The organism is Magnetospira thiophila, from assembly GCF_054657015.1.
Genome location: NZ_BAAHXF010000001.1, coordinates 203,331 through 225,391, shown reverse-complemented (window position 1 = coordinate 225,391; position 22,061 = coordinate 203,331). Strand labels below are relative to the sequence as shown.

The following is a 22,061-nucleotide window of genomic DNA, read 5'->3' as shown; positions in this document are numbered from 1 at the left end:
CCGGAGGGCGGTGGACCGCAAGGCGCACCGGCCTCCGGTTATTGGTTTTATAATTTTCGAACCCATCCGGGCAGCATTGGCCGCGCCGGGGCCGGGAAGGCCGGATGGGAATGGGACGGAAAGCCGTTGATTTAAGGGCCGCCCGTTTCTTTGGACCCTCGGGGTTCCGCTTTCCGACAACGGCGGTCGGCGGTGGGGCCCGGACGTATCATCTGCCAGGCGAGGAGCCTCCATGACCACTTCCTTCACCGGTCGGAAACGTATCCGCAAAAGCTTTGGGCGCATCCCCGTGGTCGCCCCCATGCCGAATCTGATCGAGGTCCAGAAGACCTCCTACGAATGCTTCCTGCAACGGGAAGTGCCCGCCGCCGAGCGCAGCGAAAGCGGCTTGCAGGAAGTCTTGAAATCGGTTTTCCCGATCAATGATTTTTCCGAGCGCGGCACCCTGGAATTCGTGTCCTACGAATTCGAGGAGCCCAAGTACGACGTGGAAGAGTGCCAGCAGCGCGGCATGACCTATTCGGCGCCGCTCAAGGTCACCCTGCGGCTGGTGGTCTGGGACGTGGACGAGGAAACCGGTGCCCGTTCGGTGCGCGACATCAAGGAGCAGGACGTCTATATGGGCGACATGCCGCTGATGACTGCCAACGGTACCTTCGTGGTCAATGGCACTGAGCGCGTGATCGTGTCCCAGATGCACCGCTCGCCGGGCGTCTTTTTCGACCATGACAAGGGCAAGACCCATTCCTCGGGCAAGTATCTGTTCGCGGCGCGGGTGATCCCCTATCGCGGCTCCTGGCTCGATTTCGAATTCGACGCCAAGGACCTGGTCTACGTGCGCATTGATCGTCGCCGGAAATTGCCGGTGACCACCCTGTTGCTGGCCTTGCTGCCCGATGAGCTGGGCAACGGTGCCGAACTGGGCGAGGAAGCCCGGCGCAGCGGCGGCATGACTCCGGAACAGATCCTCAATTATTTTTACGACACGGTGACCTTCACCAAGGGCGCGAAGGGTTGGAAGACGCCCTTCGATGCCAAGCGGTTGGGCGGCACCAAGCTGGCCTTCGACCTGATCGACGCCAATACCGGCGACGTGGTGGCCGAAGTGGGCAAGAAAATGACCCCGCGTCTGGCGCGCAAGCTGACTGAGGCGGGCCTGACCGAACAGCTCATCACCCTCGAAGAACTGGTCGGGCGCTATATCGCCAGCGACCTGATCAACGAGGAGACCGGTGAGATCTTCTGCGAGGCCGGGGATGAACTGACCGAGGAGATTCTGGAGGCGCTGGAAAAGGCGGGCATCACCGAGATCCCGACCCTGGCCATCGACCATATCACCGTCGGCCCGTACATCCGCAATACCCTGGCCATCGACAAGAACACCACCCGCGAAGAGGCGCTGATCGACATTTACCGGGTCATGCGTCCGGGTGAGCCGCCGACCCTGGAGACTGCTGAGAATCTGTTCAGCGGCTTGTTCTTCGATTCGGAACGCTATGATCTGTCGCCGGTCGGTCGGGTGAAAATGAATTCCCGACTCGGCTTCGAGACCGCCGATACCCAACGCACCCTGCGCAGCGCCGACATCCTCGAAGTGGTCAAGGTGCTGGTCGGTCTCAAGGACGGTCGCGGCGAAATCGACGACATCGACCACCTGGGCAACCGTCGCGTCCGGTCGGTGGGCGAACTGATGGAGAATCAGTACCGGGTCGGCCTGCTGCGCATGGAGCGGGCGATCAAGGAACGCATGAGTTCCGTCGATATCGACACCGTCATGCCGCACGACATGATCAATGCCAAACCGGCGGCCGCTGCGGTGCGCGAGTTCTTCGGTTCGTCGCAGCTCAGCCAGTTCATGGATCAGACCAACCCGCTGTCGGAAATCACCCACAAGCGGCGCCTGTCGGCCCTCGGCCCGGGCGGTCTGACCCGCGAGCGGGCCGGGTTCGAGGTGCGCGACGTGCATCCGACCCACTATGGCCGGATCTGCCCCATCGAGACGCCGGAAGGCCCGAACATCGGCCTGATCAACTCGCTGGCCACCTATGCGCGGGTCAATCAGTACGGCTTCATCGAGACTCCCTACCGCAAGGTGGTGGATCACAAGGTGACCGACGAAGTGATCTATATGTCGGCCATGCAGGAAGGCAAGTTCGCCATCGCCCAGGCCAATACGGAACTGAACGAGGATGGCAGCTTCGCCCATGACCTGATCAGCGTGCGGCAGTCCGGCGATTTCCACATGGCGCGTCCGGAAGACGTGGATTACATGGACGTGTCGCCGCGTCAGCTGGTGTCGGTGGCGGCGGCGCTCATCCCGTTCCTGGAAAACGACGATGCCAACCGCGCCCTAATGGGCTCGAACATGCAGCGTCAGGCGGTGCCGCTGATCAAGGCCGAGGCGCCGCTGGTCGGCACCGGCATGGAACAGGCGGTGGCCAGTGATTCTGGAGCCTCCATCGTGGCCCGGCGCTCCGGGGTGGTCGATCAGATCGACGGCACCCGGATCGTGGTGCGGGCGACCGAGGAGACCTCGCATTCTGCGGCCGGCGTCGATATCTACAATCTGCTGAAGTTCCAGCGTTCCAACCAGAACACCTGTATCAACCAGCGGCCGCTGGTCAAGGTCGGGGATCGGGTGACCCAGGGCGAGATCATCGCCGACGGGCCGTCCACGGAACTGGGCGAACTGGCCCTGGGGCGCAACGTCCTGGTCGCCTTCATGCCCTGGAACGGCTACAACTTCGAGGACTCCATCCTGATTTCCGAACGCATCGTCCGCGACGACGTGTTCACCTCGATCCATATTGAGGAATTCGAAATCATGGCCCGCGATACCAAGCTGGGTCAGGAGGAAATCACCCGCGACATTCCCAATGTGGGTGAAGAAGCGCTGAAGAATCTGGACGAGGCGGGCATTGTCTATATCGGTGCCGAAGTGCGTCCGGGCGATATCCTGGTCGGCAAGGTGACGCCGAAGGGCGAATCGCCGATGACCCCGGAAGAAAAACTGCTGCGGGCCATTTTCGGCGAAAAAGCCTCCGACGTGCGGGATACCTCGCTGCGGCTGCCGCCGGGGGTCGTCGGAACCATCGTCGAGGTGCGGGTGTTCTCGCGCCGGGGCGTGGACAAGGACGAACGTGCCCTGGCCATCGAGCGGGCCGAAATCGACCGGCTGGCCAAAGACCGCAACGACGAACGGGCGATCCTGGAGCGCAGCTTCCGGGGCCGACTCAAGAACCTGATCCTGGGCCATACGGTGTCCCGGGGGCCAAAGGGCGTCAAGGCGGGCGACCGGGTGACCGAGGAGTTGTTGGCCGGGGTCGAACCCCGCGAATGGGCCAAGATCGTGCTCGAGGATGATCAGGTCATGGCCGATCTTGAGGCCCTGCGGAATCATACCGACGACAGCATCGACGTGCTCAACAAGCGCTTCGAGAACAAGGTCGAGAAGCTGCAACGGGGCGACGAACTGCCGCCGGGCGTGATGAAGATGGTCAAGGTCTTCGTCGCCGTGAAGCGCAAGCTGCAACCGGGCGACAAGATGGCCGGTCGGCATGGCAACAAGGGTGTGATTTCCAAGATCAATCCGATCGAGGACATGCCGTTCCTGGAAGATGGCACCCATGTGGACGTGGTGCTCAATCCGCTGGGCGTGCCGTCGCGCATGAACGTCGGGCAGATTCTGGAAACCCATCTGGGCTGGGCCTGCAACGGCATCGGTCGTCAGATTGGCGACATGATCGACGCCATCAAGCGCGGCATCGGCGATGAGTCCCAACTGCGCGAGAAGCTGGAAGATGTCTATGGGCGCGAGGTCTATCATCAGGAAATCGCCCCGATGAACGAAGCGCAGTTGATGGAAATGTCCAACAACCTGCGCAACGGCATCACCATCGCCACCCCGGTGTTCGACGGGGCGCGCGAGCCGGACATTGTCGAAATGCTCGAAAAGGCGGGATTGCCCTCCTCCGGTCAGATGGATCTGTGGGATGGACGAACCGGCGAGCAATTTGATCGCAAGGTCACGGTGGGCTACATCTATATGCTGAAGCTGCACCATCTGGTGGACGATAAGATCCATGCCCGGTCCATCGGCCCGTACTCGCTGGTCACCCAACAGCCGTTGGGCGGCAAGGCGCAGTTCGGCGGACAGCGGTTCGGTGAAATGGAGGTCTGGGCCCTGGAGGCTTACGGTGCCGCCTACACCTTGCAGGAAATGCTGACGGTCAAGTCGGATGACGTATCCGGCCGAACCAAGGTCTATGAGGCCATCGTCCGTGGGGACGATACCTTCGAGGCGGGTATTCCCGAGTCCTTCAACGTGCTGGTCAAGGAATTGCATTCGCTCGGCTTGAATGTCGAGCTTCTGCAAAGCGAATCCTGATCGAACGGCACCCAAGGAGTCACCAAGATGAATGAATTGATGAAGCTGTTCGGGCAGGTTCCCGGAACTCAGCGTTTCGACAAGATCAAGATTTCCATCGCCTCGCCGGAGCGCATCCGTTCCTGGTCGTTCGGGGAGATCAAAAAGCCGGAAACCATCAACTACCGGACCTTCAAGCCGGAGCGGGACGGTCTGTTCTGCGCCCGGATCTTCGGTCCGATCAAGGACTATGAATGCTTGTGCGGCAAGTACAAGCGGATGAAATACAAGGGTATTACCTGCGAAAAGTGCGGCGTCGAGGTCACCCTGACCAAGGTGCGGCGCGAGCGCATGGGCCATATCGAGCTGGCCTCGCCGGTGGCCCATATCTGGTTTTTGAAGTCGTTGCCGTCGCGCATCGGCCTGCTGATGGACATGACCCTGAAGGATCTGGAGCGGATTCTCTACTTCGAGAACCATGTGGTCATGGAACCCGGCCTGACCCCGCTCAAGCAGCACGAACTGTTGAGCGAGGAGCAATATCAGGCGGCGGTCGACGAATACGGCGAGGATGCCTTCACCGCCGGCATCGGGGCCGAGGCGATCAAGGAAATGCTGTCGCAGATTGATCTGGAAGCGGAACTGGATCAGGTCCGCATCGACCTCAAGGAAACCTCCTCCGAGGCGCGGCGCAAGAAACTGGTCAAGCGCCTGAAGCTGGTCGAGGCGTTCCTCGAATCCGGGGCCCGTCCGGAATGGATGATTCTCGATGTGGTGCCGGTCATTCCGCCGGAACTGCGTCCGCTGGTGCCGCTGGATGGTGGCCGTTTCGCCACCTCCGATCTGAACGATCTGTACCGCCGGGTGATCAACCGCAACAACCGTTTGAAGCGGCTGATCGAACTGCGGGCTCCGGAAATCATCGTGCGCAACGAAAAGCGCATGTTGCAGGAATCGGTGGATGCGCTGTTCGACAACGGTCGTCGGGGCCGCGCCATCACCGGGGCCAACAAGCGCCCGTTGAAGTCGCTGTCCGACATGCTGAAGGGCAAGCAGGGCCGCTTCCGGCAGAACCTGCTCGGCAAGCGCGTCGATTATTCCGGCCGTTCGGTGATCGTGGTCGGTCCCGACCTGATGCTGCATCAGTGCGGACTGCCCAAGAAGATGGCGCTGGAGTTGTTCAAGCCGTTCATCTATTCGAAGCTCGAACTGTACGGCATGGCGACCACCATCAAGGCGGCCAAGCGCATGGTCGAGAAGGAACGTCCCGAAGTCTGGGACATTCTTGAAGAGGTGATCCGCGAGCATCCGGTGATGCTCAACCGGGCACCGACCCTGCACCGTCTCGGCATCCAGGCCTTCGAGCCGAAACTGATCGAGGGCAAGGCGATCCAGCTTCATCCGCTGGTCTGCACCGCCTTCAACGCCGATTTCGACGGCGATCAGATGGCCGTGCACGTGCCGCTGTCGCTGGAAGCGCAGTTGGAAGCGCGGGTGCTGATGATGTCGACCAACAACATCCTCAGCCCGGCCAACGGCAAGCCGATCATCGTGCCGTCGCAGGATATCGTGCTGGGTCTTTATTATATGACCCTGATGCGCGAGGGCGAGAAGGGCGAGGGCATGGCCTTCTGCGATATGGGCGAACTGGAACAGGCTCTGGGGGCCGGTGCAGTCAGCCTGCACGCGCAGATCACCGCCCGCTATCATACCTTCGATGAAGACGGCAATCCGGTGGTGCAGCGGGTGAAAACCACCCCGGGCCGCCTGATGGTCTCGGAACTGCTGCCGAAGACCCCGAAGACCCCCTTCGAACTGGTCAACAAGCTGCTGACCAAGAAGGAAATCTCCAACGTCATGGATGCGGTGTACCGGCATTGCGGTCAGAAGGAATCGGTGATTTTCGCCGACCGGCTGATGGGTCTGGGTTTCAAGCGCGCCTGCGTCGCCGGTATTTCGTTCGGCAAGGACGATCTGGTGGTGCCGCTCGAAAAGGAGAAACTGGTCAGCGATACCGAGGCCAGCGTCAAGGAATTCGAGCAGCAGTATCTGGATGGTCTGATCACCCAGGGCGAAAAGTACAACAAGGTGGTGGACGCCTGGTCGCACTGCACCGACGCCATGGCCGATGCCATGATGAAGGAAATCCAGCGCGACAAGAAGGGCGAGCCGGTCAATGCGGTCTATATGATGGCCCATTCCGGGGCCCGTGGGTCGCCGGCCCAGATGAAACAGCTCGCCGGGATGCGCGGCCTGATGGCCAAGCCCGATGGCTCGATCATTGAAACGCCCATTATCTCCAACTTCAAGGAGGGGCTCACCGTGTTGGAGTACTTCAACTCCACCCACGGCGCGCGCAAGGGGCTGGCCGATACGGCGCTCAAGACCGCCAACTCCGGGTATCTCACCCGGCGTCTGGTGGACGTGGCGCAGGATTGCATCATCACCGAACACGATTGCGGGACGGATCAATTCCTCACCGCCACCGCGCTGATCGAGGGCGGGGACGTGGTGGTGCCGTTGGCGGACCGCATTCTGGGCCGTTCGGCAGCCGAGGACATCATCCACCCGGAAACCAGGGAAGTCATGGTTGCGGCGGGCGAACTGATCCACGAGCCGGATGCCGATGCCATCGAAAACGCCGGAATCGAAGTGGTGAAAATCCGCTCGGTGCTGACCTGTAAGTCGCAGGTCGGAGTCTGCGGCACCTGCTACGGGCGCGATCTGGCCCGCGGCACGCCGGTGAACATGGGTGAAGCGGTGGGGGTCATCGCGGCCCAATCCATCGGCGAGCCGGGCACCCAGTTGACCATGCGCACCTTCCACATCGGCGGCGCCGCCCAGCGCGGTGCCGAGCAGTCGAAGATCGAGGCCTCCTACGACGGTAAGGTCAAGCTCGAAAACTGCACCATGGTGAAAGACAGCGCCGGGACCCAGGTGGTCATGAGCCGCAACTCGGAACTGCTGCTGATCGACGAAAACGGTCGTGAAAAGGCCCGTCACCGGGTCGCCTACGGCAGCAAGCTGGTGGTCAAGGAAGGACAGGAGGTCGCCCGCGGCGACAAACTGGCCGAGTGGGACCCCTATACCCTGCCCATCGTCTCCGAGCGCAATGGCGTGGTCAGCTTCGTGGATATGGTCGAAGGCCTGTCCATGACCGAGGTGGTGGACGAAGCGACCGGTCTGTCGTCCAAGGTGGTGACCGACTGGAAGCAGCAGCCGCGCGGGTCGGACCTGAAGCCGCGACTGAACCTGTTGGACGAGAACGGCAATATCCTGATTCTCGATAACGGACTGGAAGCCCGCTACTTCATGTCCGTGGACTCCATCCTGTCGGTGGAAAACGGCCAGAAGGTGCATGCTGGTGACGTGTTGGCGCGTATTCCCCGCGAATCGGCCAAGACCCGTGACATTACCGGCGGTCTACCGCGGGTGGCGGAACTGTTCGAAGCCCGCAAGCCGAAGGATCACGCGATTATCTCGGAAATTGATGGTCGAGTGGAATTCGGCAAGGACTACAAGAACAAGCGCCGCATCATGGTGGTGCCGGATGGCGGCGAGGAAGATGAGGCGCGGGAATACCTGATCCCCAAGGGTAAGCATATCTCGGTGCAGGAAGGCGACTTCGTGCGGCGGGGCGATCCCCTGATGGATGGTAATCCGGTGCCGCACGATATCCTGCGGGTGATGGGGGTCGAGGCCCTGGCCGAGTATCTCATCAACGAGATCCAGGACGTCTATCGACTGCAAGGCGTGAAGATCAACGATAAGCATATCGAGGTGATCGTCCGTCAGATGTTGCAGAAGGTCGAGGTCATGGAGCCCGGGGACACCACCTTCCTGGTCGGCGAACTGGTCGACCGGATCGAGTTCGCGACGGCCAACCAAAAGGTGGTCGATGCGGGCGAACGTCCGGCCGCTGCGGAACCGGTGCTGCAAGGCATCACCAAGGCTTCGTTGCAGACTCATTCCTTCATCTCGGCGGCCTCCTTCCAGGAGACCACCCGGGTGCTCACCGAGGCGGCGGTCTCGGGCAAGGAGGATACCCTGCTCGGGCTGAAGGAGAACGTCATCGTCGGTCGTCTGGTGCCGGCGGGGACGGGCAGCGTCATGAATCGCTTCCGGGCGGTGGCGGCGGATCGCGATCGCGAGCTGGCGGCCAGGCAGCAGGACGAGGACGAAGAACTGTCCCTGCCCATCGGTCAGGTGCCCGAAGAGTCCTTCGGCGATGCTTTCGGCGGCGCGTCGGAAGAATAATCGGCGCAAGATTCACCACGAAACCGGGGCTGGAAGGCAACTTCCGGCCCCGTTTGATTTCACGGCCGGGATTGGGGGATTCTTCCCTTGACGTACAGCCGACTCGCCCATAGTATGCGCGCCTCATCCAAGGGGGTTGGTGGTGGCTCTGTTGACGAGCCAGACGCGACCCGCCGGATTGAACGTGAAATATATTGGGTTTTAACCCTCCGTGCTTTTGGTCTTTGACCGGGATCGCTCCCGGCGCGGGGACCTTTGCCTTAATTGTGCGGTACGGGGGATGTCATGGCGCTGCATTGCGCCGACACGCAGAGGAAGGTTCGAATGCCGACCATTAACCAGTTGATCCGCAAGCCGCGGAAGGACAAGCCGGTTCATAACAAGGTGCCGGCCATGGAGGCCTGCCCGCAGAAGCGAGGGGTTTGTACCCGCGTCTATACGACCACGCCGAAGAAGCCGAACTCGGCCCTTCGCAAGGTGGCGCGCGTGCGGCTGACCAACGGTTTCGAAGTGACCAGCTACATTCCCGGCGAGGGCCATAACCTCCAGGAGCACTCGGTGGTCATGATTCGCGGCGGTCGCGTGAAGGATCTTCCCGGCGTGCGTTATCACATCATTCGCGGCGTGCTCGATACCCAGGGTATCGGCGATCGTCGTCAGCGCCGGTCGAAATACGGCGCCAAGCGTCCGAAGTAAGGGGAACACATATGTCTCGTCGTCATCGCGCCGTAAAACGTGAGATCCTGCCGGACGCCAAATATGGCGACGTGGTCCTCACCAAGTTCATCAACAGCATCATGCTGGATGGCAAGAAGTCCGCGTCCGAGAAGATCATTTATGGGGCTCTCGATATCATCCAAAAGAAGACCGGCCAGGAGCCGCTCAAAGTGTTCCACGAGGCCCTGGACAACGTGAAGCCGTCGATCGAGGTGCGCTCGCGCCGCGTCGGTGGGGCGACCTATCAGGTCCCCGTCGAGGTGCGCAGCGAGCGGCGTCAGGCCCTGGCCATCCGTTGGCTGGTGGACATGACCCGCAAGCGTTCGGAAAACACCATGACTGATCGTCTGGCCGGAGAATTGTTGGATGCCGCGCAGAGCCGCGGTGCCGCTGTCAAGAAACGGGAAGATACCCACCGGATGGCCGACGCCAACAAGGCGTTCTCCCATTACCGCTGGTAGTCACCCCTTAAACAAGAGCACGACGAAGGTTCGATCATGGCCCGCACGACGCCACTCAAAATGTACCGCAATATCGGCATCATGGCTCACATTGATGCCGGTAAAACCACGACCACGGAGCGGATTCTGTACTACACCGGCAAAGCCTATAAGATCGGTGAAGTTCATGACGGCAACGCCACCATGGACTGGATGGAGCAGGAGCAGGAGCGCGGCATCACCATCACCTCGGCGGCGACCACGGCGTTTTGGCGGGATCATCGCATCAACATCATCGACACCCCGGGCCACGTGGATTTCACCATCGAAGTGGAACGTTCCCTGCGCGTGCTCGACGGCGCGGTGGCGGTGTTCGACTCGGTGGCCGGTGTCGAGCCGCAGTCCGAGACCGTGTGGCGGCAGGCCGACAAATATGGCGTGCCGCGCATTTGTTTTGTCAACAAAATGGACCGCATTGGCGCCGACTTCTATCGCTGCGTGGAAATGATCGAAGACCGTCTGGGAGCCAACCCGATGGTGTTGCATCTCCCCATCGGTTCCGAATCCGAGTTCGCCGGTTTGGTCGATCTGCTGAAGATGAAAGCCATCATCTGGGACGAAGAAAGCCTGGGTGCCAAGTTCCACGAGGAAGACATTCCCGCCGATTTGGCCGATCAGGCCGCCGAGTACCGCGAGCGTCTGGTGGAAATGGCCGTCGAACAAGACGACGCGGCCATGGAGGCCTATCTGGAAGGCGAAGAGCCGAGCTACGAGACCCTGATCAAATGCGTGCGCAAGGGAACCCTGAAGTCAGTTTTTGTGCCGGTGCTGTGCGGGACGGCCTTCAAGAACAAGGGCGTGCAGCCGCTGCTCGATGCCTTCGTCGATTTCATGCCCGCCCCGACCGACGTGCCCGCCATTCGCGGCATCCGGGCCGGAACGGAAGAGGAAATCAAGCGCAACAACTCCGACGATGTGCCGTTCTCGGCCCTGGCCTTCAAGATTATGAACGACCCCTTTGTCGGCTCGTTGACCTTCATCCGGATCTATTCCGGCTCCCTGAAAAGCGGCGACGGGGTCAGCAACACGGTGAAAGACAAGCGCGAGCGCATTGGCCGCATGTTGCTGATGCATGCCAACCACCGCGAAGAAATCAAGGAAGCCTTTGCCGGCGATATCGTCGCCCTGGCGGGTCTCAAGGACACCACTACCGGTGATACTCTGTGCGATCCCAACGATCAGGTGATCCTGGAGCGCATGGAATTCCCCGATCCGGTGATTGAGATCGCCGTCGAGCCGAAGACCAAGAGCGACCAGGAAAAGATGGGCGTGGCTCTGGCCCGTCTGGCCGCCGAGGACCCCTCTTTCCGGGTCAAGACCGACCACGAAAGCGCACAGACGATCATTTCCGGCATGGGTGAATTGCACCTGGAAATTCTGGTTGACCGCATGAAGCGCGAATTCAAGGTCGAAGCCAATGTGGGTCAGCCGCAGGTGGCCTATCGCGAGACTATTTCCCGCGAGGCCGACATTGATTACACCCACAAGAAACAGACCGGCGGTTCCGGTCAGTTCGCCCGGGTCAAGATCAAGTTTACGCCTATCGAAACGGGTTCGACCCTGGAATTCGAGAACACCGTGGTCGGCGGCAACGTGCCGAAAGAATACGTGCCCGGTGTGCAGAAGGGTCTGACCAGCGCTTCCCAGTCGGGCACCATCGCCGGGTTCCCGGTGGTTGGGGTCAAGGCGCAGCTCTATGACGGTGGCTACCACGATGTGGACTCCAGCGTCATGGCGTTTGAAATCGCTGCCCGTGCGGCCTTCAAGGAAGGCATGCAGAAGGCGGGTCCGAAGCTGCTGGAACCGGTGATGAAGGTCGAGGCGGTGACCCCCGAGGAATACATGGGCGATATCATCGGCGACTTGAACTCCCGTCGCGGCCAGGTGAGCGGCATGGATCAACGGGGCAATGCCCGGGTGATCAACGCCACGGTGCCGTTGGCCAATATGTTCGGGTACGTCAATACGCTGCGCTCCATGAGCCAGGGTCGCGCCCAATTCACCATGCAATTTGATCATTATGCCGAAGTTCCGCAGGCCGTGGCCGATGAGGTCAAGGCCAAGCTGGCGGGTTAGCACGAGGGATTTGAGAGATGTCGAAAGAAAAGTTTGAACGGAATAAGCCGCATTGCAACGTGGGCACGATTGGCCACGTTGATCATGGCAAGACGACGCTGACGGCGGCGATCACCAAGGTATTGGCGGAAGCCAGTGGCGGCAAAGTCATGGCCTTTGACGAGATCGACAAGGCGCCGGAAGAGAAGGCGCGCGGCATCACCATTTCGACGGCGCACGTTGAGTATGAGACGGCGAACCGGCATTACGCGCACGTGGATTGCCCGGGTCACGCGGATTATGTGAAGAACATGATCACCGGCGCGGCGCAGATGGACGGGGCGATTCTGGTTTGCTCGGCGGCCGATGGCCCGATGCCGCAGACCCGCGAGCACATTCTGCTGGCCCGTCAGGTGGGTGTTCCGGCGATTGTGGTTTACATGAACAAGGTCGACCAGGTGGACGACGAAGAGCTGTTGGAACTGGTGGAGCTTGAAATCCGCGAGCTTCTGAGCTCGTACGATTTCCCGGGCGACGACATTCCGATCGTCAAGGGTTCGGCGCTGGCCGCTTTGGAAGGCCGCGACGACGCCATTGGCAAAGACTCGATCATGGAACTGGCTGCGGCGGTGGATGCCTATATTCCGCAGCCGGAGCGTCCGAAGGATCAGCCGTTCCTGATGCCGATCGAAGACGTGTTCTCGATTTCCGGCCGTGGCACGGTGGTGACCGGTCGTATTGAGCGTGGCATTGTGAAGGTGGGCGAGGAAATCGAGATTGTCGGTATCCGTCCGACCACCAAGACGGTCTGCACGGGCGTTGAGATGTTCCGCAAGCTGCTGGATCAGGGCGAAGCGGGCGACAACATCGGGGCCTTGCTGCGCGGCACCAAGCGCGAGGACGTGGAGCGCGGTCAGGTTCTGGCGAAGCCGGGCTCGATCACGCCGCACACGAAGTTCAAGTGCGAGTGCTACATCCTGACCAAGGAAGAAGGGGGGCGTCACACGCCGTTTTTCTCCAACTATCGCCCGCAGTTTTATTTCCGGACGACGGACGTGACGGGCACCATCGAACTGCCGGAAGGCACCGAGATGGTGATGCCGGGCGACAACATCGCCATGACGGTGCAACTGATCAACCCGATCGCCATGGACGAAGGCTTGCGCTTCGCCATTCGTGAGGGCGGTCGTACGGTTGGCGCCGGTGTCGTCGCCAGCATTATTGAATAGAAAAGGGAGCGAACGGGCCGCTGCTTCCAGGCAACGGCTCTCGTAATTGGTGCGAACCATGGACAATCAAAATATCCGCATCAAGCTGAAGGCGTTCGATCACCGTGTGCTCGATCAGTCGACACGCGAGATTGTGAACACCGCCCGTCGGACGGGGGCCCAGGTGCGTGGCCCGATTCCGCTGCCTACCCGGATCGAGCGCTATACGGTTTTGCGTTCGCCGCATATCGACAAGAAATCCCGCGAGCAGTTCGAGATTCGCACCCACAAACGTCTGTTGGATATTGTCAATCCGACGCCGCAGACGGTGGATGCGTTGATGAAACTGGATCTCGCTTCCGGGGTCGATGTCGAGATCAAGTTGTAAGGGGGTCGAAACCATGCGTAGCGGACTTATTGCGCAGAAGGTCGGCATGACCCGTGTCTTCAAGGAAGACGGGACCCATGTTCCGGTCACCGTTCTCAAGGTCGAGGGCTGCCAGGTGGTGGCCCAGAAGACCGAGGAACGCGACGGCTACACGGCGGTCCAGTTGGGCGCCGGACAGGCCAAGGTCAAGCGGGTCACCAAGGCCATGCGCGGCCATTTCGCCAAGGCGAAAGTGGAGCCGAAAAAGAAGCTGTCCGAATTCCGAGTCGATCCGGCGAACATGATCGAGGTGGGGGCCGAGCTGTCCACCGAGCATTTCGTGGTCGGTCAGAAAGTCGATGTGATCGGAACCTCCATCGGTAAGGGTTTTGCCGGGGCCATGAAGCGTCACAATTTCGGCGGTTTGCGTGCCTCGCACGGGGTGTCCGTCAGCCACCGTTCCCATGGCTCCATCGGTCAGTGTCAGGACCCGGGCCGCGTGTTCAAGGGCAAGAAAATGGCCGGACACTTGGGAGCACGACGGGTGACCACGCAGAACCTCAATGTGGTCGCCGCCGATGGCGAAAACGGTCTGCTGCTGGTCAGCGGTGCGGTGCCCGGGCCGAAAAACGGCTGGGTGCTGGTCAAGGATGCCGTGAAGGTCGATCTGCCCGAGGGATTGCCACTGCCGGCCGGTCTGAAGTCCGCGCCGGTCGAGGCCCCCGCCGAGGCTCCCGCCGTTGAGGCCGTGGCGACCGAGGAAAAGGAATAACAACGATGAAAATCGACGTGATCAGCCTCGACAACAAGAATATCGGCGACATTGAACTCGATGATGCGGTTTTCGGTCTCGAAGTCCGTCGCGATATCCTGGCCCGCATGGTCAATTACCAATTGGCCAAGCGTCGGTCCGGCAATCATAAGGTCAAGCAGCGCAATGAAATCGCTGGTACGACCGCCAAGCCGTTCCGCCAGAAGGGAACCGGTCGCGCCCGTCAGGGTTCGAAAAAGGCCCCGCAGATGCGCGGCGGTGGCACGGTATTCGGTCCGGTGGTGCGCAGCCATGCCCATGACCTGCCGAAGAAAGTCCGCAAGCTGGCCCTGCGCACCGCGTTGAGCAGCAAGCAGGCGGACGGCAAACTGGTGGTGCTCGACAGCACGGCTTTGGAAACCCCCAAGACCAAGGATCTGGCAACCCGTTTGGCGGGATTGGGCTGGGACCGGGCGCTGGTGGTGGACGGAACCGAGGTCAACGGCAACTTCGCCCGCGCCGCCGGGAACATTCCGACCCTGGACGTCCTGCCGAGCCAGGGTGCCAATGTTTACGATATCCTGCGCTGCGATACCCTCGTGCTGACGAAGGACGCCGTGGCCCAGTTGGTGGAGCGGCTGAAATGAGCAAATATTCATTCCTCAAAATCCAGCCCAGCGAGGAGCGCATCTACGAGCTGCTGCGCGCGCCGCTGATTACTGAAAAATCCACGTTGATTTCCGAGCATAATCAGGTGGCCTTCCGGGTCCCGATGGATGCCAACAAGAAGGAAATCAAAGTGGCAGTTGAAAAACTGTTCAACGTCAAGGTGTTGGCCGTGAATACCCTGCGGTCCAAGGGCAAGGTGAAGATTTTCCGCGGCCATCGTGGTCGTCGGGATGACGTCAAGAAAGCCTTTGTCACCCTGGCCGAAGGTCAAACCATCGACGTGACGACGGGGGTCTAAGAAGATGGCTCTGAAGAAATTCAATCCGACAACCCCGGGACAGCGGAATCTGGTCATTGTTGACCGCTCCGAGCTGTACAAGGGCAAGCCGGTTAAATCCCTTACTGAGGGCCTGCGCAAGTCGGGCGGTCGCAACAATACCGGTCGGATTACCGCTCGGCGGATTGGTGGCGGCGTCAAGCGGCGCTATCGTCTGGTCGATTTCAAGCGCAACAAGGTCGATATGGCGGCCACGGTGGAGCGGATCGAATACGATCCCAACCGCTCGGCCTTCATCGCGCTGATCACCTATACCGACGGCGAGCAGGCCTATATCCTGGCCCCGCAGCGGTTGGCCGTAGGGGACTCGGTGGAATCCGGCGCCAAGGCCGACATCAAGCCGGGCAACGCGTTGCCGATGCAGAATATTCCGGTGGGGACCATCGTCCACAACGTGGAAATGAAGATCGGCAAGGGCGGTCAGATCGCCCGTTCCGCCGGAACTTACGCTCAAATCGTCGGTAAGGATCAAGGACACGCGCAGTTGCGTTTGTCGTCGGGTGAACTGCGAATGGTGCGGGCCGAATGCATGGCGACCATCGGCGCGGTCTCCAATCCGGACAATCAGAACATCAAACTGGGTAAAGCCGGTCGCAAGCGGTGGCTGGGCAAGCGTCCCGCCGTCCGTGGCGTGGCCATGAACCCGGTGGACCACCCGCATGGTGGTGGTGAGGGTCGGACCTCGGGCGGTCGGCATCCGGTGACTCCGTGGGGCAAACCCACCAAGGGCAAGCGGACCCGCAATAATAAACAATCGGATCGGCTGATCATGCGCAGCCGCCATCAGAAGAAGTAAAGGAGGCCGGTTGTGGCTCGCTCCGTTTGGAAAGGACCGTTCGTCGACAGCTACCTTCTTACGAAGGCGGAAAAGTCGCGTGAGTCCGGTCGTAATGAGGTCATCAAGACCTGGTCGCGTCGTTCGACAATTCTGCCGCAGTTCGTCGGTTTGACCTTCGGCGTTTATAACGGCAAGAAGTTCGTGCCGGTGCTGGTGACCGAAAACATGATCGGTCACAAATTCGGCGAGTTTTCGCCGACCCGCACCTACTTCGGCCATGGCGTCGACAAGAAGGCGAAGAGGAAGTAAGGCAATGGGCAAGAAATCAGCACCACGTCCGCAGGCGGACAACGAGGCGAAGGCCTTCGCCAAGATGCTGCGCAGCAGTCCGCAGAAACTGAACCTTGTTGCCGAATCCATTCGCGGCATGAAGGCTGAGAAGGCTGTGGCCGAGCTGACGTTCTCCAAGCGCCGCATCGCTGGCGAGGTGAAGAAGGTCCTGCAATCGGCCATCGCCAACGCCGAAAACAACCACCAGCTGGACGTGGATCGTCTCTATGTTGCCGAGGCCTCTGTCGGTCGGGCCATGGTGATGAAACGTTGGCGGCCCCGGGCCCGTGGCCGGGTGGGACGAGTCATAAAGCCGTGGAGCAACCTAACTGTGGTGCTGCGCGAGCGTGAGGAGACGGCATAATGGGTCAGAAAGTCAATCCGATCGGGCTGCGGCTCGGCATCAACCGCACCTGGGATTCCCGTTGGTTCGCCGACAAGAAATCCTTTGCCGGTCAGCTGCACGAGGATTTGCAAATCCGCAATATCCTGCGCGAAAAGCTGGCCCAGGCCGGTGTGGCCCGCATCCTGATCGAGCGTCCGGCCAAAAAAGCCCGGGTGACCATCCATACCGCCCGTCCGGGCGTGGTGATCGGCAAGAAGGGCGCGGACATCGAAAAGCTGCGTCAGGATCTGTCGCGGATCACCGGTTCCGAGGTGCATCTCAACATCGTCGAGATCCGCAAGCCGGAATTGGATGCGACTTTGGTCGCGGAAGGTATTGCGCAACAGCTCGAACGTCGGGTATCTTTCCGCCGCGCCATGAAGCGGGCCGTGCAGTCGGCCATGCGTCTGGGTGCTCAGGGCATTCGAATCAATTGTTCGGGCCGTCTTGGCGGTGCTGAAATCGCGCGCATGGAGTGGTACCGCGAAGGTCGCGTGCCGCTGCATACCCTGCGTGCGGACGTGGATTATGGAACCAAGACTGCTGCGACCACTTATGGGGCTTGCGGCATCAAGGTTTGGGTTTTCAAAGGCGAGATCATGGAACACGACCCCATGGCTCAGGATAAACGGGCCTCCGACCAGCAGCCGCAACGCTGATTTGGCCTCCTGTAACGACGGAAAACGGGTGCGATAACCATGCTGTCACCAAAACGTACCAAGTTCCGCAAGGCCCACAAGGGCCGGATCCATGGCAATGCCAAGGGCGGAACACAACTGAATTTCGGCTCGTACGGCCTCAAGGCCCTGCAACCGGAGCGCGTCACTGCGCGGCAGATCGAAGCCGCCCGGCGGGCGATGACCCGACATATGAAGCGCGCCGGTCGCGTGTGGATTCGGGTCTTCCCGGATGTTCCGGTGTCTCAGAAGCCGGCCGAAGTGCGCCAGGGTAAGGGTAAGGGTACGCCCGAATACTGGGCCTGCCGGATCAAGCCCGGACGTATCATGTTCGAAGTTGACGGCGTGCCGTACGAGATCGCCAAGCGGGCCTTTGAGTTGGCCTCGGCCAAGCTGCCGCTGAAGACCCGTATGGTTTCCCGTCTGGGTGAGGAGGGCTGATCCATGAAAGCCAGCGATCTGAAGACCAAGACCCAAGACGAACTCAAGGACGAGTTGATCGGTCTGCGCAAGGAGGCCTTCAATCTGCGCTTCCAGCGGGCCAGCGGTCAGCTCGAAAACACCGCCCGCGTTCGGCAGGTGCGTCGCGATATCGCCCGCATCAAGACCGTCCTCGGCGGCCGCACCACGACCGCGTCGTAAGGAGAACTCAGATGCCGAGACGCATTCTACTAGGGACCGTGGTCAGCGACAAACAGGACAAGACGGTGATCGTCAGTGTGGTGCGGCGTTTCAAGCACCCCATGTACGCCAAGATCATTCAGAAATCCAAGAAGTATGCTGCTCACGACGAGACCAATTCCTGCAAGGAAGGCGATCAGGTGAAAATCCGCGAGTGCCGTCCGATTTCGAAACGCAAAACTTGGGAAGTACTGGCCGACGAGGCGTAATGCCCCGTTCGCCGGTTTCTCAAGAAAACAAGAAGGAAGATCAACCATGATCCAGATGCAGACGAACCTGGAGGTCGCCGACAACTCCGGCGCGCGCAGGGTGCAGTGCATCAAGGTCCTGGGGGGCGCCAAGCGCCGGTTCGCCAGTGTCGGTGACGTGATTGTGGTTTCCGTCAAGGAAGCCATTCCGCGGGGCCGTGTGAAAAAAGGCGACATCCACCGGGCCGTGATCGTGCGCACCGCCAAGGACATTTGCCGCAAGGACGGCAGTGTGATCCGCTTCGACCGCAATGCGGCGGTGCTGGTCAACAAGGCGGGCGAGCCCATCGGAACCCGTATTTTCGGTCCGGTGACCCGTGAACTGCGTGCCAAGAAGTACATGAAAATCATTTCCCTCGCTCCGGAGGTGCTGTGATGGCTGCGAAAATGAAAAAGGGCGACCGGGTGGTCGTGCTTGCCGGCCGTGACAAAGGCAAAACCGGCGAGATCCTGAAGGTGATCACCGACGATAGCCGGGTCATCGTGCAGGGCGTGAACATGATCAAGCGTCATACCCGTCCCACCCAATACAGCCAGGGTGGCATTGTCGAGAAAGAAGCGTCGATCCACGTCTCCAACGTGGCTCATATCGACCCGTCCGACGACAAGCCCACGCGTGTGGGGTTCAAGGTGCTGGATGATGGTCGGAAAGTCCGGGTCGCCCGGCGTTCCGGCGAAGTCATCGACCGGTGATGGGGGATAAAATGACTGCACGTCTGTTAGATTATTATCATAAAACCGTTCGCCAGCAGATGGTTGACGAGTTCAAGTACACCAACCCCATGCAGGTGCCCAGGATCGACAAGATCGTCATCAACATGGGTGTCGGCGAAGCCGCGCTCGATAAAAAGAAGGTTGACGCTGCCGCCGAGGAAATGACTCTGATCGCCGGACAAAAGCCGGTCATCACGCGGGCCAAGAAATCCATCGCCGGATTCAAGCTGCGTGAAGACATGGTGGTCGGTTGCAAGGTGACCCTGCGCGGCCAGCGGATGTACGAATTCCTGGATCGCCTGGTCAATATCGCGCTGCCGCGCGTGCGGGATTTTCGCGGTGTCAATGGTAAGAGTTTCGACGGCAATGGCAATTTCGCCCTCGGCCTGAAGGAGCAGATCGTGTTTCCGGAAATCGATTACGACAAGGTCGATACCATCCGGGGCATGGATATCATCATTTGCACGACGGCACGGAACGACAACGAAGCGAAGGCTTTGTTGGCCCGTTTCGACATGCCGTTTGCGAAATAGATCGAGGGACGGAGAACCGATATGGCCAAGAAGAGTGCCGTCGAACGGAACAAGAAGCGGGAGCGTCTGGCGAAGCAGTATGCCGCCAAGCGCGCCGCGTTGAAAGCTCTGGCGACAGATCCCGAAGCGACGCCGGAGGATCGTTTTGCCGCCAATCTGAAAATGGCGAAGCTGCCGCGCAATTCGTCGAAGGTTCGGGTGCGTCTGCGCTGCGAACTGACCGGACGTCCGCGCGGCAACTATCGCAAGTTCAAACTCTGCCGCATCGCCATGCGGGATCTCGCCTCCATCGGCCAGATTCCCGGCATGGTGAAGTCGAGCTGGTAAGGGAGGATACGCAATGTCTATGAGTGATCCTCTTGGGGATATGCTGACCCGCATCCGGAATGGACAACGGGCCCGCAAGAATACCATCACCGCTCCGGCGTCGGCATTTCGGGCCACCGTGCTGGAAGTTTTGAAGCGGGAAGGTTATATCCGTGACTATTCCCGCCAGAATCTGCGGGCCGGTGTGGATGAACTGCGCATCGAGTTGAAGTACTACGAAGGTGATCCGGTGATTCGGGAAATCAGCCGCGTGTCCAAGCCGGGCCGTCGGGTGTATGCCAAGATCAAGGATCTTGGCCGGGTCTACAACGGTCTGGGTATTGCCATCCTGTCCACCCCGCGCGGCGTCATGTCTGACGCCGAGGCACGCGAGGCGAATGTGGGCGGCGAAGTACTCTGCCAGGTATTCTGATCGGGAGACGAGGACAATGTCGCGAGTAGGCAAGAATCCGGTCGAAGTTCCCGGTGGTGTTGACGTCAAGATCGACGGCGTCACCGTGACCGCAAAGGGAAAACTCGGCCAACTGTCCATGTCGTTTACCGATGATGTGGCCATCACGCAGGACGGCAACCAGGTGTCCGTGACTCCGCGCAACGAGACCAAACGGGCTCGTAAGATGTGGGGCACCGCCCGGGCGCAGATCGTCAATCTGGTTTCCGGCGTCAGCCAGGGCTTCACCAAGAAGCTGGCCATCAACGGCGTCGGTTATCGGGCCCAGATTCGGGGCAAGGATCTGGTGCTGGCTTTGGGGTACAGTCACGACGTGATCTATCCGATCGCCGAGGGCCTGACCATCAACTGTCCCGATCAGACTCACATCGAGATCTCCGGGGCTGACAAGCAGAAGGTCGGTCAGACCGCAGCAGAAATCCGCGCCTTCCGTCCGCCGGAACCCTACAAGGGCAAGGGCATCAAATACGAGGATGAATTCATTCTTCGTAAAGAAGGCAAGAAGAAGTAGGCAGGGCCATGAAGAACACAAACGAACTCTTCGAGCGCCGCAAGCAGCGCGTGCGCACGACTCTTCGGAAACGGGCCAATGGGCGTCCGCGCCTGTCCGTTCACCGGTCCGGCAAGCATATCTATGCTCAGGTGATCGACGACACCAACGGTCAGACTCTGGCCGCCGCCTCCAGTCTCGACAAGGGACTGAAGTCGACGTTGAAAACCGGAGCCGATGTGACCGCGGCCCAGGCAGTCGGCAAAATGATCGCCGAGCGGGCCAAGGCGGCCGGTGTGGAAAACGTGATCTTCGATCGCGGGGGCTATATGTATCATGGTCGGGTGAAAGCCCTGGCCGAAGCGGCCCGCGAAGGCGGCCTATCGTTCTAAGGAGCAGAAAAAAATGACACGTGCACCGAAGGAAGGTGGCCGGAGCGGTCGTAGTGGCGGTCGAGGCCGCGAGCGCGAGGTTAAGGAAGAAAGTGAATTCGTCGACAAGCTGGTCGGCATCAACCGCGTGGCCAAGGTGGTCAAGGGTGGTCGTCGTTTCTCGTTCGCCGCGTTGGTGGTGGTCGGCGATCAGCGGGGCCGGGTCGGCTTCGGCACCGGCAAGGCGCGTGAAGTGCCGGAAGCCATCCGCAAGGCGACCGATGCGGCCAAGCGCAACATGATCCGCGTGCCGCTGCGCGAGGCCCGCACGTTGCATCATGACATCAAGGGCCATTATGGGGCGGGCAGGGTCGAGTTGCGGGCGGCTCCGGCCGGTACCGGGATCATTGCCGGTGGCCCGATGCGTGCCGTATTCGAGACCGTTGGGGTGCAGGACGTGGTGGCCAAGTCGGTCGGCACGCAGAACCCGCACAACATGATCAAGGCGACCTTCGATGCCTTGAAGAACCTGCATTCGCCGCGTTCGGTGGCGGCCAAGCGGGGCAAGAAGGTCAGCGACATCGTGGCCCGTCGCGCCGATTACGCCACTTCGGCCGAAGCGGCCGCAGCCAAGGAGTAAGCAGCATGGCGACCATCAAGGTGACGCAAACCGGCAGTCCCATCGGGCGCAGAAACGACCAGCGGCAGACGCTGGTCGGCCTGGGGCTGAACAAGATGCACAAGACTCGCGAACTGGAAGATACGCCTTCGGTCCGCGGCATGATCAACAAGGTCCAGCACCTGCTGAAGGTGGAAGAGGCCGGCTGAGGCCGTGCCCCCAGGCAAAGG

General features: G+C 60.6%; 26 protein-coding genes. All 26 read left to right on the top strand.

Annotation, left to right across the window (positions count from 1 at the left end; all coding sequences use genetic code 11):
• Window positions 1-232 precede the first annotated feature (232 nt).
• Window positions 233-4,387, top strand: coding sequence for a DNA-directed RNA polymerase subunit beta (gene rpoB, locus ACYQ1P_RS01150; RefSeq protein ID WP_460018549.1), 4,155 nt, complete (start codon window positions 233-235; stop codon window positions 4,385-4,387).
• Window positions 4,388-4,414: 27 nt separating this feature from the next.
• Window positions 4,415-8,623: a DNA-directed RNA polymerase subunit beta' gene (gene rpoC / locus ACYQ1P_RS01145; protein WP_460018548.1), complete on the top strand. Its 4,209-nt coding sequence runs from the start codon at window positions 4,415-4,417 to the stop codon at window positions 8,621-8,623.
• Window positions 8,624-8,947: 324 nt separating this feature from the next.
• Entirely contained in the window at window positions 8,948-9,319 is a 372-nt protein-coding gene (gene rpsL / locus ACYQ1P_RS01140; protein WP_046021917.1) for a 30S ribosomal protein S12, read from the top strand.
• 11 nt (window positions 9,320-9,330) lie between these two features.
• Window positions 9,331-9,801, top strand: a complete 471-nt coding sequence (rpsG, locus tag ACYQ1P_RS01135; protein WP_460018547.1) for a 30S ribosomal protein S7 — start codon at window positions 9,331-9,333, stop codon at window positions 9,799-9,801.
• 36 nt (window positions 9,802-9,837) lie between these two features.
• Window positions 9,838-11,916 carry an elongation factor G gene (gene fusA, locus ACYQ1P_RS01130; RefSeq protein ID WP_460018546.1) on the top strand — a complete coding sequence of 693 codons (2,079 nt, stop codon included), beginning with the start codon at window positions 9,838-9,840 and terminating at the stop codon, window positions 11,914-11,916.
• Window positions 11,917-11,933: 17 nt separating this feature from the next.
• Window positions 11,934-13,124 (top strand): elongation factor Tu, encoded by a 1,191-nt coding sequence (tuf, locus tag ACYQ1P_RS01125; protein ID WP_460018545.1) that lies wholly within the window; start codon window positions 11,934-11,936, stop codon window positions 13,122-13,124.
• A 58-nt stretch (window positions 13,125-13,182) separates the two neighbouring features.
• Window positions 13,183-13,491 (top strand): 30S ribosomal protein S10, encoded by a 309-nt coding sequence (gene rpsJ, locus ACYQ1P_RS01120; protein WP_460018544.1) that lies wholly within the window; start codon window positions 13,183-13,185, stop codon window positions 13,489-13,491.
• Between the two features lie 13 nt (window positions 13,492-13,504).
• A complete protein-coding gene (gene rplC, locus ACYQ1P_RS01115) occupies window positions 13,505-14,242 on the top strand; it encodes a 50S ribosomal protein L3 (protein ID WP_460018543.1) in 738 nt (245 codons plus the stop codon).
• 5 nt (window positions 14,243-14,247) lie between these two features.
• A complete protein-coding gene (rplD, locus tag ACYQ1P_RS01110) occupies window positions 14,248-14,868 on the top strand; it encodes a 50S ribosomal protein L4 (protein ID WP_460018542.1) in 621 nt (206 codons plus the stop codon).
• Window positions 14,865-15,188: a 50S ribosomal protein L23 gene (locus tag ACYQ1P_RS01105; RefSeq protein WP_460018541.1), complete on the top strand. Its 324-nt coding sequence runs from the start codon at window positions 14,865-14,867 to the stop codon at window positions 15,186-15,188. The genes rplD and ACYQ1P_RS01105 overlap by 4 nt, the downstream gene beginning before the upstream one ends.
• A gap of 4 nt (window positions 15,189-15,192) precedes the next feature.
• Window positions 15,193-16,023 carry a 50S ribosomal protein L2 gene (gene rplB, locus ACYQ1P_RS01100; RefSeq protein WP_460018540.1) on the top strand — a complete coding sequence of 277 codons (831 nt, stop codon included), beginning with the start codon at window positions 15,193-15,195 and terminating at the stop codon, window positions 16,021-16,023.
• Window positions 16,024-16,035: 12 nt separating this feature from the next.
• Entirely contained in the window at window positions 16,036-16,314 is a 279-nt protein-coding gene (gene rpsS / locus ACYQ1P_RS01095) for a 30S ribosomal protein S19 (RefSeq protein WP_460018539.1), read from the top strand.
• A gap of 4 nt (window positions 16,315-16,318) precedes the next feature.
• Entirely contained in the window at window positions 16,319-16,699 is a 381-nt protein-coding gene (gene rplV / locus ACYQ1P_RS01090) for a 50S ribosomal protein L22 (RefSeq protein WP_460018538.1), read from the top strand.
• Window positions 16,699-17,379: a 30S ribosomal protein S3 gene (gene rpsC, locus ACYQ1P_RS01085; protein ID WP_460018537.1), complete on the top strand. Its 681-nt coding sequence runs from the start codon at window positions 16,699-16,701 to the stop codon at window positions 17,377-17,379. Before rplV ends, rpsC begins: the two co-directional genes overlap by 1 nt.
• Window positions 17,380-17,418: 39 nt before the next feature.
• Window positions 17,419-17,838 carry a 50S ribosomal protein L16 gene (gene rplP, locus ACYQ1P_RS01080; RefSeq protein WP_460018536.1) on the top strand — a complete coding sequence of 140 codons (420 nt, stop codon included), beginning with the start codon at window positions 17,419-17,421 and terminating at the stop codon, window positions 17,836-17,838.
• Between the two features lie 3 nt (window positions 17,839-17,841).
• Window positions 17,842-18,039 (top strand): 50S ribosomal protein L29, encoded by a 198-nt coding sequence (rpmC, locus tag ACYQ1P_RS01075; RefSeq protein ID WP_460018535.1) that lies wholly within the window; start codon window positions 17,842-17,844, stop codon window positions 18,037-18,039.
• Between the two features lie 11 nt (window positions 18,040-18,050).
• Window positions 18,051-18,287, top strand: coding sequence for a 30S ribosomal protein S17 (rpsQ, locus tag ACYQ1P_RS01070; protein ID WP_460018534.1), 237 nt, complete (start codon window positions 18,051-18,053; stop codon window positions 18,285-18,287).
• A gap of 46 nt (window positions 18,288-18,333) precedes the next feature.
• Window positions 18,334-18,702: a 50S ribosomal protein L14 gene (gene rplN / locus ACYQ1P_RS01065; protein ID WP_460018533.1), complete on the top strand. Its 369-nt coding sequence runs from the start codon at window positions 18,334-18,336 to the stop codon at window positions 18,700-18,702.
• Window positions 18,699-19,019, top strand: coding sequence for a 50S ribosomal protein L24 (gene rplX / locus ACYQ1P_RS01060; protein ID WP_460018532.1), 321 nt, complete (start codon window positions 18,699-18,701; stop codon window positions 19,017-19,019). Before rplN ends, rplX begins: the two co-directional genes overlap by 4 nt.
• Before the next feature lie 11 nt (window positions 19,020-19,030).
• Window positions 19,031-19,573, top strand: a complete 543-nt coding sequence (gene rplE / locus ACYQ1P_RS01055; protein WP_460018531.1) for a 50S ribosomal protein L5 — start codon at window positions 19,031-19,033, stop codon at window positions 19,571-19,573.
• Between the two features lie 21 nt (window positions 19,574-19,594).
• Entirely contained in the window at window positions 19,595-19,900 is a 306-nt protein-coding gene (rpsN, locus tag ACYQ1P_RS01050) for a 30S ribosomal protein S14 (RefSeq protein ID WP_460018530.1), read from the top strand.
• A gap of 13 nt (window positions 19,901-19,913) precedes the next feature.
• Complete coding sequence (gene rpsH / locus ACYQ1P_RS01045; RefSeq protein WP_460018529.1) at window positions 19,914-20,312, top strand: 30S ribosomal protein S8; 399 nt, start codon at window positions 19,914-19,916, stop codon at window positions 20,310-20,312.
• A 16-nt stretch (window positions 20,313-20,328) separates the two neighbouring features.
• Complete coding sequence (gene rplF, locus ACYQ1P_RS01040) at window positions 20,329-20,862, top strand: 50S ribosomal protein L6 (protein WP_460018528.1); 534 nt, start codon at window positions 20,329-20,331, stop codon at window positions 20,860-20,862.
• An 8-nt stretch (window positions 20,863-20,870) separates the two neighbouring features.
• The gene (gene rplR, locus ACYQ1P_RS01035) at window positions 20,871-21,233 is read left to right on the top strand and encodes a 50S ribosomal protein L18 (RefSeq protein WP_460018527.1); all 363 of its coding nucleotides are present in this window, start codon (window positions 20,871-20,873) and stop codon (window positions 21,231-21,233) included.
• Window positions 21,234-21,246: 13 nt separating this feature from the next.
• A complete protein-coding gene (gene rpsE / locus ACYQ1P_RS01030) occupies window positions 21,247-21,852 on the top strand; it encodes a 30S ribosomal protein S5 (RefSeq protein ID WP_460018526.1) in 606 nt (201 codons plus the stop codon).
• Window positions 21,853-21,857: 5 nt separating this feature from the next.
• Window positions 21,858-22,040, top strand: a complete 183-nt coding sequence (rpmD, locus tag ACYQ1P_RS01025; protein WP_460018525.1) for a 50S ribosomal protein L30 — start codon at window positions 21,858-21,860, stop codon at window positions 22,038-22,040.
• Window positions 22,041-22,061: the final 21 nt, after the last annotated feature.

What these genes read in the sequence shown, in the direction of transcription:
- rpoB (WP_460018549.1), top strand. Translation starts at nt 233, where the DNA reads ATGACCACTTCCTTCACCGGTCGGAAACGTATCCGCAAAAGCTTTGGG.
- rpoC (WP_460018548.1), top strand. Translation starts at nt 4,415, where the DNA reads ATGAATGAATTGATGAAGCTGTTCGGGCAGGTTCCCGGAACTCAGCGT.
- rpsL (WP_046021917.1), top strand. Translation starts at nt 8,948, where the DNA reads ATGCCGACCATTAACCAGTTGATCCGCAAGCCGCGGAAGGACAAGCCG.
- rpsG (WP_460018547.1), top strand. Translation starts at nt 9,331, where the DNA reads ATGTCTCGTCGTCATCGCGCCGTAAAACGTGAGATCCTGCCGGACGCC.
- fusA (WP_460018546.1), top strand. Translation starts at nt 9,838, where the DNA reads ATGGCCCGCACGACGCCACTCAAAATGTACCGCAATATCGGCATCATG.
- tuf (WP_460018545.1), top strand. Translation starts at nt 11,934, where the DNA reads ATGTCGAAAGAAAAGTTTGAACGGAATAAGCCGCATTGCAACGTGGGC.
- rpsJ (WP_460018544.1), top strand. Translation starts at nt 13,183, where the DNA reads ATGGACAATCAAAATATCCGCATCAAGCTGAAGGCGTTCGATCACCGT.
- rplC (WP_460018543.1), top strand. Translation starts at nt 13,505, where the DNA reads ATGCGTAGCGGACTTATTGCGCAGAAGGTCGGCATGACCCGTGTCTTC.
- rplD (WP_460018542.1), top strand. Translation starts at nt 14,248, where the DNA reads ATGAAAATCGACGTGATCAGCCTCGACAACAAGAATATCGGCGACATT.
- ACYQ1P_RS01105 (WP_460018541.1), top strand. Translation starts at nt 14,865, where the DNA reads ATGAGCAAATATTCATTCCTCAAAATCCAGCCCAGCGAGGAGCGCATC.
- rplB (WP_460018540.1), top strand. Translation starts at nt 15,193, where the DNA reads ATGGCTCTGAAGAAATTCAATCCGACAACCCCGGGACAGCGGAATCTG.
- rplV (WP_460018538.1), top strand. Translation starts at nt 16,319, where the DNA reads ATGGGCAAGAAATCAGCACCACGTCCGCAGGCGGACAACGAGGCGAAG.
- rpsC (WP_460018537.1), top strand. Translation starts at nt 16,699, where the DNA reads ATGGGTCAGAAAGTCAATCCGATCGGGCTGCGGCTCGGCATCAACCGC.
- rplP (WP_460018536.1), top strand. Translation starts at nt 17,419, where the DNA reads ATGCTGTCACCAAAACGTACCAAGTTCCGCAAGGCCCACAAGGGCCGG.
- rpmC (WP_460018535.1), top strand. Translation starts at nt 17,842, where the DNA reads ATGAAAGCCAGCGATCTGAAGACCAAGACCCAAGACGAACTCAAGGAC.
- rpsQ (WP_460018534.1), top strand. Translation starts at nt 18,051, where the DNA reads ATGCCGAGACGCATTCTACTAGGGACCGTGGTCAGCGACAAACAGGAC.
- rplN (WP_460018533.1), top strand. Translation starts at nt 18,334, where the DNA reads ATGATCCAGATGCAGACGAACCTGGAGGTCGCCGACAACTCCGGCGCG.
- rplE (WP_460018531.1), top strand. Translation starts at nt 19,031, where the DNA reads ATGACTGCACGTCTGTTAGATTATTATCATAAAACCGTTCGCCAGCAG.
- rpsN (WP_460018530.1), top strand. Translation starts at nt 19,595, where the DNA reads ATGGCCAAGAAGAGTGCCGTCGAACGGAACAAGAAGCGGGAGCGTCTG.
- rpsH (WP_460018529.1), top strand. Translation starts at nt 19,914, where the DNA reads ATGTCTATGAGTGATCCTCTTGGGGATATGCTGACCCGCATCCGGAAT.
- rplF (WP_460018528.1), top strand. Translation starts at nt 20,329, where the DNA reads ATGTCGCGAGTAGGCAAGAATCCGGTCGAAGTTCCCGGTGGTGTTGAC.
- rplR (WP_460018527.1), top strand. Translation starts at nt 20,871, where the DNA reads ATGAAGAACACAAACGAACTCTTCGAGCGCCGCAAGCAGCGCGTGCGC.
- rpsE (WP_460018526.1), top strand. Translation starts at nt 21,247, where the DNA reads ATGACACGTGCACCGAAGGAAGGTGGCCGGAGCGGTCGTAGTGGCGGT.
- rpmD (WP_460018525.1), top strand. Translation starts at nt 21,858, where the DNA reads ATGGCGACCATCAAGGTGACGCAAACCGGCAGTCCCATCGGGCGCAGA.